Below are 15,741 nucleotides of genomic sequence, written 5' to 3' on the forward strand. Positions count from 1 at the left end.
TGGAATAAGCGCCAGAGGCCAAAAAGACTTAGAAATTACGCTTTGAGATACTCGGCCTTGCCGCCCAGCCAGCGCAGCACGTGCTGCTCGGCCAGGTGGGGGTGGCGGTCCAGCATCTGCGGGGCCAGGGCGCGGGCCCATTCCAATAGGTCGGCATCGGTTTCCAGGTCGGCAAAGCGCAAGAGCGGTGCACCCGACTGGCGGGCACCGAGGAACTCGCCGGGGCCGCGGATTTCCAGGTCGCGGCGGGCGATCTCGAAGCCGTCGTTCGTCTCGGCCATGGCCTGCAGGCGGGCGCGGGCGATCTGGCCCAGGCGCGGCGCGTCGCCGGTGGAGTACAGCAGCACGCAGGCCGAGGCCGCCGCGCCCCGCCCCACCCGGCCCCGCAGCTGGTGCAACTGGCTCAGGCCAAAGCGCTCGGCGTGCTCTATGACCATCAGCGAGGCATTGGGCACGTCCACGCCGACCTCGATCACGGTGGTGCTGACCAGCAGGCCCATGGTCCCCTCGGTGAACAGCGCCATCACGGCCTTCTTCTCGGCCACCGGCATGCGGGAATGCAGCAGGCCGATCAACACGCCGGGCAAGGCTTCGCTCAACGCGGCATGCGTTTCGGTGGCGTTGCGCAGGTCCAGGGCTTCGCTTTCTTCGATCAGCGGGCAAACCCAGTAGATCTGGCGGCCCTGGGCGATCTGGGCGCGGATGCGCTCTATCACCTCGTCGCGGCGCGCATCATTGATGACCTTGGTGACGATGGGCGTGCGGCCCGGCGGCAGCTCGTCGATGGTGGACACGTCCAGATCCGCGTAGTAGCTCATGGCCAGGGTGCGCGGGATGGGGGTGGCGGTCATCATCAGCAGGTGGGGCTCCAGCGCGCCATCGACCATCTTGCTGCGCAGGGCCAGGCGCTGGGCCACGCCGAAGCGGTGCTGCTCGTCGATCAGGGCCAGGGCCAGGTTTTTGAACACCACTTTCTCCTGGATCACGGCGTGGGTGCCCACCACCAGGGCGGCTTCGCCACTGGCGATTTTTTCCAGCATTTCGCGGCGCTGCTTGGTCTTTTGGCTGCCGGTGAGCCAGGCCACGCATTTGCCCAGCGGGGCCAGCAGCGGCTCCAGCCAGGCGACGAGCTTGCGGAAGTGCTGGTCGGCCAGGATTTCGGTGGGGGCCATCAGCGCGCATTGCCAGCCTGTGTCCATCGCCGTGCAGGCGGCCAGCGCAGCGACCACGGTTTTGCCCGAACCGACGTCGCCCTGCAGCAGGCGGTTCATGGGAATGGGCAGGGCCAGGTCGGCGGCAATCTCGGCCCCCACGCGCTGCTGGGCGGCGGTCAAGGCGAAGGGCAGCGCGGCGCGCAGGCCATCGAGCAGGCCGCCATCCTGCGCGGCCAGGGGCGGGGCCTGCAGCAGGTCGCGCGCGCGCTTGGCCTGGAGCTGCGAGAGCTGCTGGGCCAGCAGCTCCTCGGCCTTCAGGCGCTGCCAGGCGGGGTGGCTGCGGTCTTCCAGCGCGGCCAGCGACACGTCGGGCGCGGGGTGGTGCAAAAATGAGAGCGCCTCATGCAGGCTGCAAGGGCGGTGAGTGCCTGTTTGGCTTAAATACCCAGGGTTGTAATTGGGGCTGCCCGGTGGCAGGGTCTCAGACAGGTTGGCGCGCTTCAAGCCACCCAGCACCGCGCGGCGCAGGTAGGCCTGCGGCAGACCGGCCACGCTGGGGTAGACCGGGGTGAGCGCCGTGGGCAGGTCGCCGCTGGCCAGCCTGAACGCCGGGTGCAGCATCTGCTTGCCCAGAAAGCCGCCCTTGACCTCGCCGCGCACCCGCAAGCGCGCACCCACGGCCAAGGTTTTTTGGTGCGAGGGGTAGAAGCTGAAGAAGCGCAGAGTGCAGGTGTCACTGCCGTCATCCACCGTCACCACCAGTTGGCGGCGCGACTGCAGGCTGACTTCGCTGTGGGTCACGGTGGCCTCGATCTGCACGGTGTCGCCCTCGCGGGCATCGGCCAGGCGGGTGATGCGGGTTTCGTCCTCGTAGCGCAGGGGCAGGTGCAGCGCCAGGTCGATGTCGCGGCGCAGGCCCATTTTGAGCAGGGCTTTTTGCGCGGGGTTCAACTTGGGTGGAGGGACGGCCATGGGGGCGGATTTTGCCCTGTTGCATCCCATAAACCGGTGTGTAGTGCCGACATGGCGGGGCGCAAGCCCGGGTAAACATCGCACGCACCCGTAAAGTAAACGTATCATCTTGTTGCACCTGGTTTCTGGTGCGTACAACTAGTCCCGGTTTCTGTTCCCCTTTTTGCCTGCCTTCCACCCCCGCAGCGTTTTATGCTCAAACGAATTAACGTCCATGAACTGACTCTGGGGATGCACATCGACGGATTCTGCGGCCCGTGGATGGACCATCCTTTCTGGCGCAACCACTTTGTGCTGACGGACCCCGTTGATATCGACCGGGTGCTGGCCAGCAGCATCCGGGATGTGTGGATCGACACCAGCAAGGGCCTGGATGTGCCCCCCGGCACCGAAACGGTGATGCAAGCCGAGACCATCCAGGCCGTGGTGCAGGAAATTTTGCAGACCGATGCCCCCGCGCGGGACACCACCCCCACCTCGGCCGCCGCCGAATACGCGCGGGCGGCGCAGATCTGTGCCAAGTCCAAGCAGGCCGTGATGGCCATGTTCCAGGAGGCGCGCATGGGCAACGCCATCGACACCGAGCTGGCCCATAACCTGGTGCACGAGGTGTCCGACTCGGTGATCCGCAACCCCGGGGCCATGATCAGCCTGGCCCGGCTGAAAAACGCCGACGACTACACCTACATGCATTCGGTGGCGGTGTGCGCGCTGATGATTGCGCTGTCGCGCCAACTCAAGCTGGATGAAGAGCAGACCCGTTCCATGGGTCTGGCCGGCCTGCTGCACGACCTGGGCAAGGCCATGATGCCGATGGAGGTGTTGAACAAGCCGGGCAAGCTCACCGATGCCGAGTTCCACATCATCAAATCCCATCCCGGACAGGGCCACAGCATGCTGGCAGAGCGGCAGGTGGTGAACGACGTGGTGCTGGATGTGGTGCTGCACCACCATGAAAAGCTCGACGGCTCGGGCTACCCCGACCGGCTCAAGGGCGACGGTATCAGCCTGTTCGCCAAAATGGGGGCCATCTGCGATGTGTACGATGCCATCACCTCCAACCGGCCTTACAAAAAAGGCTGGGATCCGGCCGAATCGCTGAAAAAGATGGCCGAATGGACCAACGGCCACCTGGATCCGCAAATCTTCCAGGCCTTCGTCAAGAGCCTGGGCATTTACCCCACCGGCTCGCTGGTGCGGCTGGGTTCGGGCCGCCTGGGCGTGGTGATGGAGCAAAGCCCCAGTTCGCTGCTAAAACCAGTGGTCAAGGTGTTCTTCTCCACCAAGTCCGATATCCGTATCCCACCCGAAGTGGTGGACCTGTCGGAGCCGGGCTGCAAGGAAAAAATCACCGGCCGCGAAGACCCCGAGTTCTGGCGTTTCAAAGACCTGAACGAACTCTGGTCGGGCATGCCGCAGCTCAACGGCTAAGGGGAAAAAGGCCGTCCGAAGACAGCCTTTTGGGTCGCACGCAAGGGGCTGGATGCGGTGGACCCGCATCCAGGCACATCAGGCCTTTTTGCGGCGCGCAGCCACCATGCCCAGCATGCCAATCGCCATCAAGGCCAAGGAACCGGGTTCTGGCACATTGTTGGTAGCGGCGGCGGTGTAGTCATACGACAGATCCAGGCGGCCGTAGGCTTGGGTCAGGAAGGTGCTGGTGATATTGCCGTTGTCTGTAGCAATATTGCCGCCACCCACGGCTCGCAAACGGAAGCCTGCCATCGTTCCCGTGCCCATAAAATTCGCCAGTTCTGCTGGCGAGCTGAAGGTGATGGTGGTGGTGTCAGCTGCGGTAAGCGTGCCGAAGTCAACGCCAGAGGTGCCTGCGCTATCGGTCACTCCGTCGTACGCGGTGGCTGAAAAGCCAGCGCCTGTGGTGGTGGGCAGTACCGAGGCCAGCGTGGTGGTCGTTCCCTTTTGGAAAAAGATGGTGCCACCCGCAGTGGGAATCAAGGTATCGACCTCGGCACCCAGGTTCTCCGCAGAAATTCTCTGGTTAACGCGACCCGTCAAAGTGACGACGACTTGGTTCAAGGTTCCCAGCGCGGTGTTAAACAGATTCAACGCACCTAGCTGGTAGTTCCAGTTGGTTGTTGCAAGTCCGTACGAATCGGACTGCGTCACCACGGTTGCATGCGCGGACATGAGTCCCGTTGCGCCAAGAATTGCGGCTATTAGAAGTTTCTTCATTGCTTACTTTCTCTAAATGTTCATTTGTCTCACCAAAAAGCTTGCAGCGATTTGGTGTTGTTTTTCATCAACCCGATAACCAGGCTGACAGTGCCATTACGCAGAAAAGATGCCATTCACAGTTTTGCAAATCCCCATAAGGACTTATATAAATGCAACAAAATGCAACCATTAAGTTTGTAAAGCAAGCCGACAATGTTTCTAGAAGATGCTGAGTTTTAGAGCAATTTATTACAAATTAACGATAATTTAAACAAAAAACCGTAAATTTTCACAAATTTATTGACCAAAAAGCCAAAAAGTCGAGGTTTTATTCAGCTTATATCTCCAAATAGTTCTAAATGCGCTCCATATATGCTCAAGAAATGAACCTATCAATCTCTATTTTTGAGCCCCAATAACCGCAAAAGCACCATGACCCACCACACCCTCTCTGACTTCGACTTTGTGCTGCCTCCCGAGCTAATCGCCCAACACCCGGCGACCGAACGCAGCGGCTCGCGTCTGCTGGACGGCACAGGCCCCACCCCTGTGGACCGCATCTTCCACACCCTGCCCAGCCTGCTTAAAACCGGTGATTTGCTGGTGTTTAACGACACCAAGGTGCTCAAAGCGCGCCTGTTTGGCGAAAAGCCCAGCGGCGGCAAGGTGGAGCTGCTGGTTGAGCGCGTTCTTACCGGCAACCAAGTGGCGGCCCACATGCGGGTCAGCAAAAAGCCGGAGCCGGGCACCACCATCACCCTGGCCGGTAAAGACGGGGAAAGTGGCTTCTGCGCCACCTTGCTGGGCCGCTGGCCCGATGCCGACGGCACGCTATTTCGCTTTGTGCTGAGCAACGACGCGGGTGACGACCCCTATACCCTGATGGAACGCCACGGCCACATCCCCCTGCCGCCCTACATCACCCATACCGATTCGGAAGAAGACGCAGTGCGCTACCAGACGGTGTTTGCCCGCGCACCGGGCGCCATCGCCGCGCCCACCGCCGCCCTGCACTTTGACGATGCACTGCTGGCCCAGCTGGAGGCCCAGGGCGTGCAGCGCGCCAGCGTGACCCTGCACGTGGGTGCGGGCACGTTCCAGCCCGTCAAGACCGAAAACCTGGCCGAGCACCAGATGCACAGCGAGTGGTACGAGGTGCCCCTGGCGACCCAGCAAGCCATTGCGGCATGCAAAGCACGCGGTGGCCGCGTGGTTGCGGTGGGTACGACCACCGTGCGCACGCTGGAATCCTGGGCCCAGTCGGGCCTGACCATGGGCGACACCCGCATCTTCATCACGCCGGGGTTTGTGTTCCAGCACGTGGATTTGCTGGTCACCAACTTCCATCTGCCGAAATCCACGTTGATGATGCTGGTGAGCGCGTTTGCGGGTTATGGGCGCGTGATGGCGCTGTATGCGCATGCGATCGCAGCAAATTACCGCTTTTTCAGCTACGGCGACGCAATGCTGCTGGCCCGTCAGGATTTGGCGAAGTAGTTCACGCCGGGTAGGCCCTGGTAGTCCACATCCTGGGTCCAGAAGGTGGCCTGGAATTCCTGGGCCATGCTGTACATCGCCGCATCGGCCATGGCCAGGCCGTGGGCCGCCGCCGCACCGGACGCGGCTATTGCGCGGGCATCGGTCAGATCTAGCACGCGGCCCAGGCGCATCACGTTCAAGGCCGATGCCACCACCGGCGCAGGCACCTGGCGGCTGAGGATTTTGTGGACTTCGTACAGGGCAATGACCGGTACCAGAAGCTGGGCACGGTCTTCAATCACTGCTGCAAATAGATCGGCGCGTGGCGTATCCAGCAAATATTCAATCCAGCCCGAAGAATCAACGACGTTCATTCAAAGGTCCGATCCGGCTCTTTCTCGGGCTCAATATCGCCCAGGTCATACCCCTTGAGCATGCCCCGATAAGCACTGATGGGCAGCTCGGGCGTGATGGTCAGCGCCTTGCCCTTCAATTCAAAAACAATCCGCGACCCCGCCGTCAAACCCAGCTTGGCGCGCATGGCGGCGGGCAGCGTCACCTGCCCTTTACTGGACACAATTGCTTCGGCTTGCATAGCGCAGTCTCCTTACTTTCAAATAAGTAAAGCATACGCCGAAGTAAAGGAATTGCAATGCCCCATAGGGGGGTACAGCCCTACGTCCGTAAAATCGCCCCCATGCTCCAATTCGACCTGCTCCAAACCGACACCCCTACCGCCACGTCCGATGGCAGCCACGCCCGCCGTGGCCGCCTGACGCTGAACCACGGCGTGGTGGAAACGCCGATCTTCATGCCCGTGGGCACCTACGGCACGGTCAAGGGCGTGATGCCGCGCAGCCTGGAGGAAATGGGCGCGCAAATCATCCTGGGCAACACCTTCCATTTGTGGATGCGCCCCGGCCTGGACGTGATGGCCCAGTTTGGCGGCCTGCACCAGTTCGAAAAGTGGAACAAGCCCATCCTGACCGACAGCGGCGGCTTCCAGGTGTGGAGCCTGGGCGAGATGCGCAAGATCAGCGAAGAAGGCGTAAAGTTTTCATCGCCCGTCAACGGCGACAAACTGTTTCTTACGCCCGAGATCAGCATGCAAATCCAGACCACGCTGAACTCCGACATCGTGATGCAGTTCGACGAATGCACGCCCTACGACACCAAGGGCCACATCACCACCGAACGCGAAGCCCGCAACTCCATGGAGCTCAGCCTGCGCTGGGCCAAGCGCTGCCAGGCCGAATTTTCCAAACTGCAGAACCCCAACGCCCTGTTCGGCATCGTCCAGGGCGGCATGTTCGAAAACCTGCGCCAGGAATCGCTGGAGCAGCTGGTGGAGATGGACTTTCCCGGCTACGCTGTGGGCGGTGTCAGCGTGGGCGAGCCCAAGGACGAGATGCTGCGCATCATGGCCCACACCCCGCACCGCCTGCCCGCCCACAAGCCGCGCTACCTGATGGGCGTAGGCACACCCGAAGACCTGGTGCAGGGCGTGGCCGACGGCGTGGACATGTTCGACTGCGTCATGCCCACCCGCAATGCACGCAACGGCACGCTATTCACCCGCTTTGGCGACCTAAAGATCCGCAACGCCCGCCATAAAACCGATGAGCAGCCGCTGGATGTCACCTGCACCTGCCACGCCTGTGCGGGCACCAGCGGTGTAGCCTACGCCGATGGTGGCCGCGACGGCTTCAGCCGCGCCTACCTGCACCACCTGGACCGCTGCGCCGAAATGCTCGGCCCCATGCTGGCCAGCATCCACAACCTGCATTACTTTTTGAACCTGATGCGGGAAGTACGCGAAGCGCTGGATGTGGGCGCGTTTGGCGCGTTCCGGGCGCAGTTCAAGGCCGACAGGGCGCGCGGGGTCTAGCCGGATGGGCAGGTAAATGCTCTATTTTTAAGAGCTGCTACCGCTTACAGTACAAGCGTGAAGTGCCTATTTTGTCGCTAATTCAATGCGCAAACATTGCCGCGTCCCTCTTCTCCTGCGCCATCTGCGTGCGGCCATGCTTGCGGTCTTGGGCGCGGGCGACGAAGCTCAGGGCAAAGCCTGCCAACGCCAGCGCCGCGCCCACCCAGGGCAACTGGCTGTACGGCACACCGGACTGGATGGCCAGGCCACCCAGGTAGGCACCGCTGGCGCAGCCGATGTTGAAGCCGCCCTGGTTCAGGGTGGAGGCCAGGTTGGGGGCATTGTGCGCCGCATCGATCACCCGCATCTGCAGGGGAGGCACCACCGCAAACACCAGCGCGCCCCACAGCGGCAGGGTGAGCATGGCGGGCCAGTAGCTGTGGCTGGTGAAGGTAAAGGCGGCCATCACCAGCACCACCAAAAAGAACACGATGCGGATCAGGCGCAACGGGCGGTGGTTGGCCAGCTGGCCGCCCGCGATGTTGCCAACCGTCAAACCCACGCCAAACAGCAGTAAAAATGCGCTTACGCCGCTATCGGTCACCATCGTCACATTGCTGAGAATGGGGCGGATGTAGGTAAACACCGAAAACAGGCTGGCTGCTGACAGCGCACTCATGGCCATGCCCAGCAGCACACGCGGGTCGCGCAGCACCCGGAACTCTTGCGCCAGACCGGGGCTGGGCAAGGCAGGCATGCGGGGCAGCACGGCGGCAATGCCGACCAGTGCCACCATGCCAATCGCCGCCACCACCGCAAAGGTGTAGCGCCAACCCAGCGCCTGGCCCAGCGCCGTGCCGCCGGGCACGCCCAGCACATTGGCCAGCGTCAGGCCCGCAAACATCAGCGCCATGGCTTTGGCCCGCTGGTCGCGCGGCACCAGGTCGGCGGCCACCACCGCGCCCATGCCAAAGAAGGCGGCGTGGGCAAAGGCGGTGAAGACCCGGGCGGCCATCATCAACCCAAAGCTGGGGGCCACGGCGCACAGCAAGTTGCCCAGCATGAAGATGGCCATCAGCGCCAGCAGGCTGCCCTTGCGCGGTGCGCGTGACAAGGCGGCGGCCATCAGCGGTGCACCCACCACCACGCCCATGGCGTAGCCGGTGACCAGCATGCCCGCCGAGGGGATGGACACATCCAGGTCCGCCGCCACCTCGGGCAGCAAGCCCATGATGACGAATTCGGTGGAACCGATGCCGAAAGCACCCACGGTCAGGGCAAACAGCGGGATGCGCGCACGCAGGTGGGTGAGCAGGCTCATGGTGGGGCGACCTTTGGAGGGCAGAAGCGAAGATACTGGGGTTTACCCGCATCTTAAATGCACGCGCCAAACTATGTGCAGGCGTTACACAATTTCTGCCAAGTTCCTCCAAAAGTGGCTAAACAGGTGGCGAAACCGCCACTACCGGCGGCAACACTGTGGCCGATGTCCCACAGGCGTGGCAAAACTTGGCGAAGGCACTCTTGCGGGTGTGGCAGGGCACGCAGTGGTCAAACAGGCCGATGCCGCAGTGCGGGCAGAAGTCAATGCTGTCGTTTTTCAGGTCCACCTGGCGCTCGCAGCCGGGGCATACGCTTTTGGCCAGGCGGGCCAGGGCTACGTCGTAGCTGAGTTCTTCACGGCGCTGGGCATCGGGCAAGGCTTCGGCCAACTTTTGCTTTTCCAGGTAACGGTTCAGCGCCACAATGGCCTGCCTCCCGACCAGCACGGTCAGCACAATGCCGACCAGATAGCGCACGTAGCCGCCATAACTGGGCATGTAAGGCACCAACTCAACAAAGAAGACGAACAAGGCAAAGTAGATGAAGCCCCACACAAATGGCCAGTAGGTGCTTTTGCGCTTTTTGGCAAACAGCCAACCGGCAATGGCCAGCAGCGGCAGGGTCAGCGCCAGCCGGTAGGCAAACACGCGCAGTTCCTGGGCCCGTTGGGCCTGCTGCCAGCCGTTGCCCGCCGCGCTCTCCAGGGTGTCGAGCTGGGTTTGCGCGGCGTGTACCGACTGGCGGGCATCCAGGGCGACCTGCTCTTGCTGCTCGATGGCGCTTTGGGCTTTGCGCTCGGCGGTAGCCAGCACATCCAGCGCCTGGGTGCGGCGGATGAGTTCGGGGTCCTGATCAGAGCGGCCCGTGGCTCCGCGGGTGGCGAGCCAGTTGTCGAAGGTTTCGCGGGCGGCGCTGCTGTTGGCACGGGCCGTTTGCAGCTTGAGCTGGGCCTGTTCCAACGCGGCATCGGCAGCTTCTTCGGCTTTGCGGCCACTGGCGATGGTGGCCCGCACCTGGGCGGCAGCGGGTTTGTCGATGAAATCTTCCAGGCTCAGGGTCTGCTCGACCTGTGGCAGATCACCCACCACGCTGCCGCCCAGGCCGATCAGGAATCCGGCGAAAACAAACGCCACCAACCACAGGCCGCGCTGGAACCACTTTTCGGACAAACGCAATGCTTTGCTCATATCAATTCCTTATTGCAAAACCAACTGTACCGGTGCACCCGCCAGCTGCGCCTTTTGCAGCCAGCTAAATACAGAATCGACCGTGATCGTCTCGATACGGTCGCTAAAACGCTTTTCATTGGGGTGATCGTCAAAAGCCACATTGGCCTTGGTCACCCGGGCACCCAGGCGGGTCATCGGGCCGATCTTGAGCGTGGTGGGCGTGTAGCCCTTGAACTTCAGCCAGGCCTGGGCCTGCGCGCGCGAATCCACGCCCGGCTCCAGGGCGGCGGCCAGGGTTTCGAGTGCCCACTGGTTGGACTGCTGGTATTTGGTGGCCCAGGCGTAGCTGACCAGGCTGTAGGGTTTGCTGTGCAGGCGCACGGCACGCGGTGTGTCTTGCAGCAAGGCCAGCAGGCGGGTTTGCACCTCGGGCGTGGGCACGGCCCAGGCGGCTTCATAGCGCCACAGGTCGTCCAGGAAAAACTCGCCCAGGCCCTGGCGGTAGACAAACGCATCGGGCGTGCCGCACTGGTTGAGCTTGTGCAGCACCCGCCACACGTGGCCGCCCTGCCCGTCGGGCTGTTGGTAGGCAAAGCCGAAGTGCGAATAGTGCAGGCCGTATTTGCCCAGGTCTTGCCCGGCGCGGGCCAGAACCACCACCTGCGCACCGCTGGCATCCAGCGCCGCCAGGGTGCGCTCGGCCAGGGTCAGGCCGCGCTCGATGGTGGCGAGCTTGGGCGGCTGCTCGGCATCGCAGGAGCGCCCGGCCAGCGCGGGTTGCGCCCACCACAGGCTGGCGCAGAGCCACAGCAGGGACAGGTTTTTTGTTGGCATGGCGATCTCTTAGTAAGTCACACGTTCGTTGTGCAGCAGGGCACGGCCCAGGGCGTTGGGGATGAAGGCAATCGCCTCGCCCGCCGCCGACAACACCACCCCCGCGCCAATCACGCTGACCGTGACCGCCGCCCCCGCCACCAGCGAAGCCCCTGCAACGCCCCTGCCGACCACCTCCACACTGGCCTGCGCGCCATCGGAGGCCCGCTCCAGCAGATAAACCGTGCCGCGCGCGGTGGACTGCACGGTCTTCACCACCAGCACCGCGCCCCCAGCCAACAGCACGACCGGTGCCGCCACCACACTGGCACCCACCACCACCGAGGCCAGCGGCAAGGCCGAGACGGCGCTCAGGGCCGAAGCCTCGCTCTGCGCTTGGGCATGAAAAGAGGCTCCTGCACCCATGGATAGGGCGCAAGCAGCTATTAATATAGAAGCAATTTTGGATTTCATGGTTTTCTCTTGTCGTTAGTTGAAAGATGGTTCATGCCATGGCGGCATCACGCACATCGGCTTCGTGCCGGTCGCGCACCATCTTGGCCAGGGTAAAGGTGCAGGTAATCAGGTACAGCCAGCTCACACCCAGAAAGGCCTTGTAAGTTTCGTTTACCTCCATGCGCGCCAGCCCCCAGGCGGTCAGGCCCATGGCCAGAAAAAAGCCACCCCACACCACGAACTTGAACATCGGCGTATCCGACGTGCGAGCCTGCTCCTGGCTGCGCTCGTTGTCGCGCACAAACTTGGCCAGCACAAACGCCGCCGACAAACAGAAGAAATAGCCCATCACCATAAAGGCGCGGTCCAGGTCCTGGCCAGGCAAATAGGCCAGCCCCACAGCACACACGAAAATGGCTATGGCAAACGACAGCCAGACTTGCAGCGACCAGGCCTTGGTATCGCGGCGGGTAGGAACAGAGGTGGAAACTTGCATGGTGGACTCCTCGGAGTGGTTGAACATGGCTGCCATTGTGTGCAACGTGCCATCCCGTACAGTATGAATATGTTCTCCAGCAAAGAGAATCAAGCCTTTAAGTATCAAAAATCGATACTTCTTAGCCACTAACAGGCCGGTGCACAATGGGCCGCATGAAAGCTCCCCCCAGACTGCAAGCCTTGGTCGAAGAAGGCCTGATCGACACCGTGGTCCGCCAGCTCATGAGCGGCAAGGAAGCCATGGTCTACGTGGTGCGCAGCGGCGACCACACCCTGTGCGCCAAGATCTACAAAGAAGCCACCCACCGCAGCTTTCGCCAAGCCGTGGACTACACCGAAAACCGCAAGGTCAAAAACAGCCGCCAGGCTCGCGCCATGGCCAAGGGCAGCAAGTTTGGCCGCGAATCCCAGGAGGCAGCCTGGCAAAGTGCCGAAGTCGATGCGCTGTACAAACTGGCCGATGCCGGGGTGCGCGTGCCCAAGCCGTACAACTTTTTCGAAGGCGTGCTGCTGATGGAGCTGGTGACCGATGCCCACGGCGATGCAGCCCCGCGCCTGAACGACGTGGCCTTCAGCCCCGAAGATGCCCGCCACCACCACGCCACCCTGCTGGCCGAGGTGGTGCGCATGCTGTGCGCGGGCACGGTGCACGGCGACTTGTCGGAGTTCAACATCCTGCTAGCTGCCGACGGCCCGGTCATCATCGACCTGCCCCAGGCCGTGGACGCTGCGGGCAACAACCACGCCCAGCGCATGCTGCTGCGCGACGTGGTGAACCTGCGCGACTTCTTCGGCCAGTTTGCCCCCGAGCTCTTGGCCACCCAGTACGGCCCCGAGATGTGGGAGCTGTACGTGCGCGGCCTGCTGTCTACCGACGTGGCGCTCACCGGCCACTACCAGCCGCAGCGCGGTGCGGTGGACATGGGTAGCGTGATGCGTGAAATTGACGATGCGAAGGCGGAAGATGCGGCGCGTAGGCTACGGATGGCCGGTTAACAACCCCGCAACCCGAGCCCGCAGCAGCTCCGGCTGCACCTCTGCCGCCGCCATCGCGGGCCCCACGTGCAGGCCCACCCGGTTCAACACCCCGCGCCGAAACGGCTTGACCATGGCCGTGCCGCGCTCGACCCGGCTGAAGTATGAGCCCCACAGATTGGTCAAAGCCATCGGGATAACCGGCACCGGGGCGGCTTCCAGGATCTTCATGATGCCGCCCTTGAATTCTTGCAGCGTGCCGTCTTTGGTGATGCCGCCTTCGGGGAAGATGCCCAGCAAATCGCCGTCTTGCAGCACCTTGGCGGCGGCAGCAAACGCGGCTTCGTAGGCCACGGGATCCTCGGCGCGGGGGGCGATGGGGATGGCCTTGGCCAGACGGAACAGCCAGCCCAGCACCGGCACCTGGAAGATGCGGTGGTCCATCAGGAACACGATGGGGCGCGGGCTGGCGGCCATCAGCAGCACGGCATCGACAAAGCTGACGTGGTTGCAGGCCAGGATGGCCGGGCCGCGGATGGGGATGTGCTGGTCGCCCGTGACCTTGAAGCGGTACACGCAGTGCGACAGCAGCCAGGCCACAAAGCGCAGCAGGTACTCGGGCACCAGCATGAAGATGTAGAAGGCCACCACCGCGTTGGCGATGGCTGTGAGCAAAAAGATCTGCGGAATGGTGAAGCCGCTGGTCAGCAGCGCCCCGGCGATCACCGAGCTGGCAATCATGAACAGCGCGTTCAAGATATTGTTGGCCGCGATGATGCGGGCGCGGTGCGTGGGCTGGCTGCGCAGCTGGATCAGCGCATACATGGGCACGCTGTACAGCCCGGCAAACAGGCTGAGCAGCGTCAGATCGGCCAGCACCCGCCAGTGGGCGGCCTGCGCCATAAAAGCCCCCAGGCCCATGGTGGCACTGGGCGGCAGGCCGCGCGAGGCAAAGTACAAATCCGCCGCAAACACACTCATGCCGATAGCGCCCAGCGGCACCAGGCCGATCTCCACATGGCGGCGGCTCAGCACCTCGCACAGCAGCGAACCGGTGCCGATGCCGATGGAGAACACCACCAGCAGCAGTGTGGCCACCTGCTCATCGCCATGCAGCACATCTTTGGCAAAGCTGGGGAACTGGCTCAGGAACACCGCGCCAAAAAACCACATCCAGCTGATGCCCAGCAGCGAGCGAAACACCACCAGGTTGCCGTGCGCCAGCTGCAAATTGCGCCAAGTTTCGGTAAAAGGGTTCCAATTGATCTTTAAACCGGGGTCGGTGGCGGGCAAGTCGGGAATGGCCTGGGCCAGCCAGCGCCCCACCAGGGCCAGGGCCACGCAGCCCACGGCCACGGCGGTGTGGCCCACTTCGGGAATCGTCACCAGCAGCCCGCCGACGATATTTCCCAGCAAAATGGCCACAAAAGTGCCCATCTCCACCATACCGTTGCCACCGGTCAGCTCTGCATCGTTCAACACCTGCGGCAGATAGGCGAACTTGACCGGCCCAAACAGCGTGGAGTGCAGGCCCATCAAAAACACGCAGGCCAGCAGCACGGGGATTTGCACATGGACATTGCTGGTGAAGAAGCCGTAGGCCGCCAGCAGCATGATGGCGATCTCCAGGTTTTTCACCGTGCGGATCATCAGCGTCTTGGGGTACTTGTCGGTCAGTTGCCCGCTGGTGGCCGAAAACAGCAAAAACGGCAAGATAAACAGCGCCCCGATCACCAGCCCCGCCAGCGCAGGCGGCAGCCAGGCCACGCTGAGCTGGTAGGTCACCATCACGGTGAACGAGAACTTGAACAGGTTGTCGTTCGCCGCCCCCGAGAACTGCGTCCAGAAAAACGGCGCGAAGCGGCGCTGTTTGAGCAGGGCGAACTGGTTGGGATGGGGGGTGGAATCAGGGTGTGAGGCTTGCATTTTATGAACCAAATAAGGTGTCTGCGCTTATTCTATAAGCGCTAGTAGCTATAAAAAATAGAGCGTTAAAACTTAGGCTGCTACCGCAGTGTGCCCCTGCTTGCGCGCCGCCATTGCCGCCAGCACCGGCCAAGCCGCCAATGCGGCCACCGCGTGCTTCAGGCTGTGGCCCGACACCCAGCCGCCGGTCCAGGCAAACACGCTGTGGTCGCCCTGCTCCAGCAGCTTGGCCAGGGCGTACGCGGCAATCACCCCACCCAGGCGGATGCCCCAGGCACCTGGCCGTGGCGGGCACAGGGCCAGGCACAGCACCAGCAGCATGCCGCCGCCTTGCAGCACCGCCCAAGGCAGCAGGTTGCCCGTGGCGGACCACACCGCTACCGACAGCGGGCCCCACAGCAGCACCGCGCCTGCCGTCCACAGGCCAGAGCGGTCGCTGCTGCGGTCGGCCACGGCCAGGCCCAGCAGCCCGGCGAACACGGGCACCATGCCGCAGCGGTCCAGGGCCAGGCGGGTATCGTCGGGCTGCCAGTGGTACAGGCCGGAGCACAGCGCGGCTACCAGCAAGCCCGCAAAGAACAGGGCCGCCAGCCCGCGCTGCACGCTGGGTGGCTGGCGCTGCAAGGCCAGCAGCCCCCACAGCCCGCCTACGGCAAACGGCAGGTTGCTCAGCACGTCCAGCGCATTCGGCAGGCCCGCCCAGGCCCGCTGGTCGGCAAACCCGTGGTAGTGCGCCTGCTGGGCGACAGCCGGGCCGCAGGCTGCGGCCACGGCGGCGATGGCCAGGGCCCACAGCAGAGTGGTTTCCAATCGGTTCACGGTGCATTCCTTTAAAAACAAGATGGTGCGAGTGTCTGCACACGGGCGTGGTGAAGCAGAAAATTTCAGACTTTATCCAGATATTCATACGCAAAGTATCCATAATCGATAC

The 15,741-nt window shown here is 62.8% G+C and carries 15 protein-coding genes; 4 read left to right on the forward strand and 11 right to left on the reverse strand.

Features of this window, described 5'->3' with window-relative positions:
* Positions 1–35: 35 nt before the first annotated feature.
* Entirely contained in the window at positions 36–2,156 is a 2,121-nt protein-coding gene (recG, locus tag AC097O_RS16470; RefSeq protein ID WP_479593999.1) for an ATP-dependent DNA helicase RecG, read from the reverse strand.
* A gap of 162 nt (positions 2,157–2,318) precedes the next feature.
* Here recG and AC097O_RS16475 point away from each other — a divergent pair, with 162 nt between their 5' ends.
* Positions 2,319–3,557 (forward strand): HD-GYP domain-containing protein, encoded by a 1,239-nt coding sequence (locus AC097O_RS16475; protein WP_479594000.1) that lies wholly within the window; start codon positions 2,319–2,321, stop codon positions 3,555–3,557.
* A gap of 78 nt (positions 3,558–3,635) precedes the next feature.
* On the opposite strand, the gene AC097O_RS16480 is transcribed toward AC097O_RS16475, so the two are convergent.
* Positions 3,636–4,319, reverse strand: coding sequence for a choice-of-anchor E domain-containing protein (locus tag AC097O_RS16480; RefSeq protein WP_479594001.1), 684 nt, complete (start codon positions 4,317–4,319; stop codon positions 3,636–3,638).
* A gap of 414 nt (positions 4,320–4,733) precedes the next feature.
* Between AC097O_RS16480 and queA the strand changes: the two genes are divergently transcribed.
* Positions 4,734–5,798: a tRNA preQ1(34) S-adenosylmethionine ribosyltransferase-isomerase QueA gene (queA, locus tag AC097O_RS16485; protein WP_479594002.1), complete on the forward strand. Its 1,065-nt coding sequence runs from the start codon at positions 4,734–4,736 to the stop codon at positions 5,796–5,798.
* Here the strand turns inward: queA and AC097O_RS16490 are convergent.
* Both AC097O_RS16490 and AC097O_RS16495 read right to left on the reverse strand, forming a co-directional pair.
* Entirely contained in the window at positions 5,780–6,154 is a 375-nt protein-coding gene (locus tag AC097O_RS16490) for a PIN domain-containing protein (protein ID WP_479594003.1), read from the reverse strand. The two genes, queA and AC097O_RS16490, sit on opposite strands and share 19 nt — an antisense overlap.
* Positions 6,151–6,375 carry an AbrB/MazE/SpoVT family DNA-binding domain-containing protein gene (locus tag AC097O_RS16495; protein ID WP_479594004.1) on the reverse strand — a complete coding sequence of 75 codons (225 nt, stop codon included), beginning with the start codon at positions 6,373–6,375 and terminating at the stop codon, positions 6,151–6,153. The genes AC097O_RS16490 and AC097O_RS16495 overlap by 4 nt, the downstream gene beginning before the upstream one ends.
* A 102-nt stretch (positions 6,376–6,477) precedes the next feature.
* Here AC097O_RS16495 and tgt point away from each other — a divergent pair, with 102 nt between their 5' ends.
* Entirely contained in the window at positions 6,478–7,668 is a 1,191-nt protein-coding gene (gene tgt, locus AC097O_RS16500) for a tRNA guanosine(34) transglycosylase Tgt (RefSeq protein WP_479594005.1), read from the forward strand.
* 82 nt (positions 7,669–7,750) lie between these two features.
* Here the strand turns inward: tgt and AC097O_RS16505 are convergent, their stop codons facing one another.
* The 5 genes from AC097O_RS16505 to AC097O_RS16525 all read right to left on the reverse strand — a co-directional run bounded on the left by AC097O_RS16505 (position 7,751) and on the right by AC097O_RS16525 (position 11,907).
* Positions 7,751–8,971 carry an MFS transporter gene (locus AC097O_RS16505; RefSeq protein ID WP_479594006.1) on the reverse strand — a complete coding sequence of 407 codons (1,221 nt, stop codon included), beginning with the start codon at positions 8,969–8,971 and terminating at the stop codon, positions 7,751–7,753.
* 118 nt (positions 8,972–9,089) lie between these two features.
* The gene (locus tag AC097O_RS16510) at positions 9,090–10,160 is read right to left on the reverse strand and encodes a serine endopeptidase (RefSeq protein WP_479594007.1); all 1,071 of its coding nucleotides are present in this window, start codon (positions 10,158–10,160) and stop codon (positions 9,090–9,092) included.
* Positions 10,161–10,169: 9 nt separating this feature from the next.
* Positions 10,170–10,976 (reverse strand): DUF2145 domain-containing protein, encoded by an 807-nt coding sequence (locus AC097O_RS16515; protein WP_479594008.1) that lies wholly within the window; start codon positions 10,974–10,976, stop codon positions 10,170–10,172.
* Between the two features lie 9 nt (positions 10,977–10,985).
* The gene (locus tag AC097O_RS16520; protein ID WP_479594009.1) at positions 10,986–11,429 is read right to left on the reverse strand and encodes a hypothetical protein; all 444 of its coding nucleotides are present in this window, start codon (positions 11,427–11,429) and stop codon (positions 10,986–10,988) included.
* Positions 11,430–11,460: 31 nt separating this feature from the next.
* On the reverse strand, positions 11,461–11,907 hold the full coding sequence (locus tag AC097O_RS16525) for a YiaA/YiaB family inner membrane protein (RefSeq protein ID WP_479594010.1): 447 nt from the start codon (positions 11,905–11,907) through the stop codon (positions 11,461–11,463).
* A gap of 155 nt (positions 11,908–12,062) precedes the next feature.
* On the opposite strand from AC097O_RS16525, the gene AC097O_RS16530 reads away from it, so the two are divergent.
* Positions 12,063–12,905 (forward strand): PA4780 family RIO1-like protein kinase, encoded by an 843-nt coding sequence (locus tag AC097O_RS16530; protein WP_479594011.1) that lies wholly within the window; start codon positions 12,063–12,065, stop codon positions 12,903–12,905.
* Here AC097O_RS16530 and AC097O_RS16535 read toward each other — a convergent pair.
* Both AC097O_RS16535 and AC097O_RS16540 read right to left on the reverse strand, forming a co-directional pair.
* A complete protein-coding gene (locus tag AC097O_RS16535) occupies positions 12,888–14,810 on the reverse strand; it encodes an MFS transporter (protein ID WP_479594012.1) in 1,923 nt (640 codons plus the stop codon). The two genes, AC097O_RS16530 and AC097O_RS16535, sit on opposite strands and share 18 nt — an antisense overlap.
* A 72-nt stretch (positions 14,811–14,882) precedes the next feature.
* Positions 14,883–15,629: a hypothetical protein gene (locus AC097O_RS16540; RefSeq protein WP_479594013.1), complete on the reverse strand. Its 747-nt coding sequence runs from the start codon at positions 15,627–15,629 to the stop codon at positions 14,883–14,885.
* Positions 15,630–15,741 lie beyond the last annotated feature (112 nt).

Source organism: Rhodoferax sp. LS1P39, assembly GCF_056521425.1.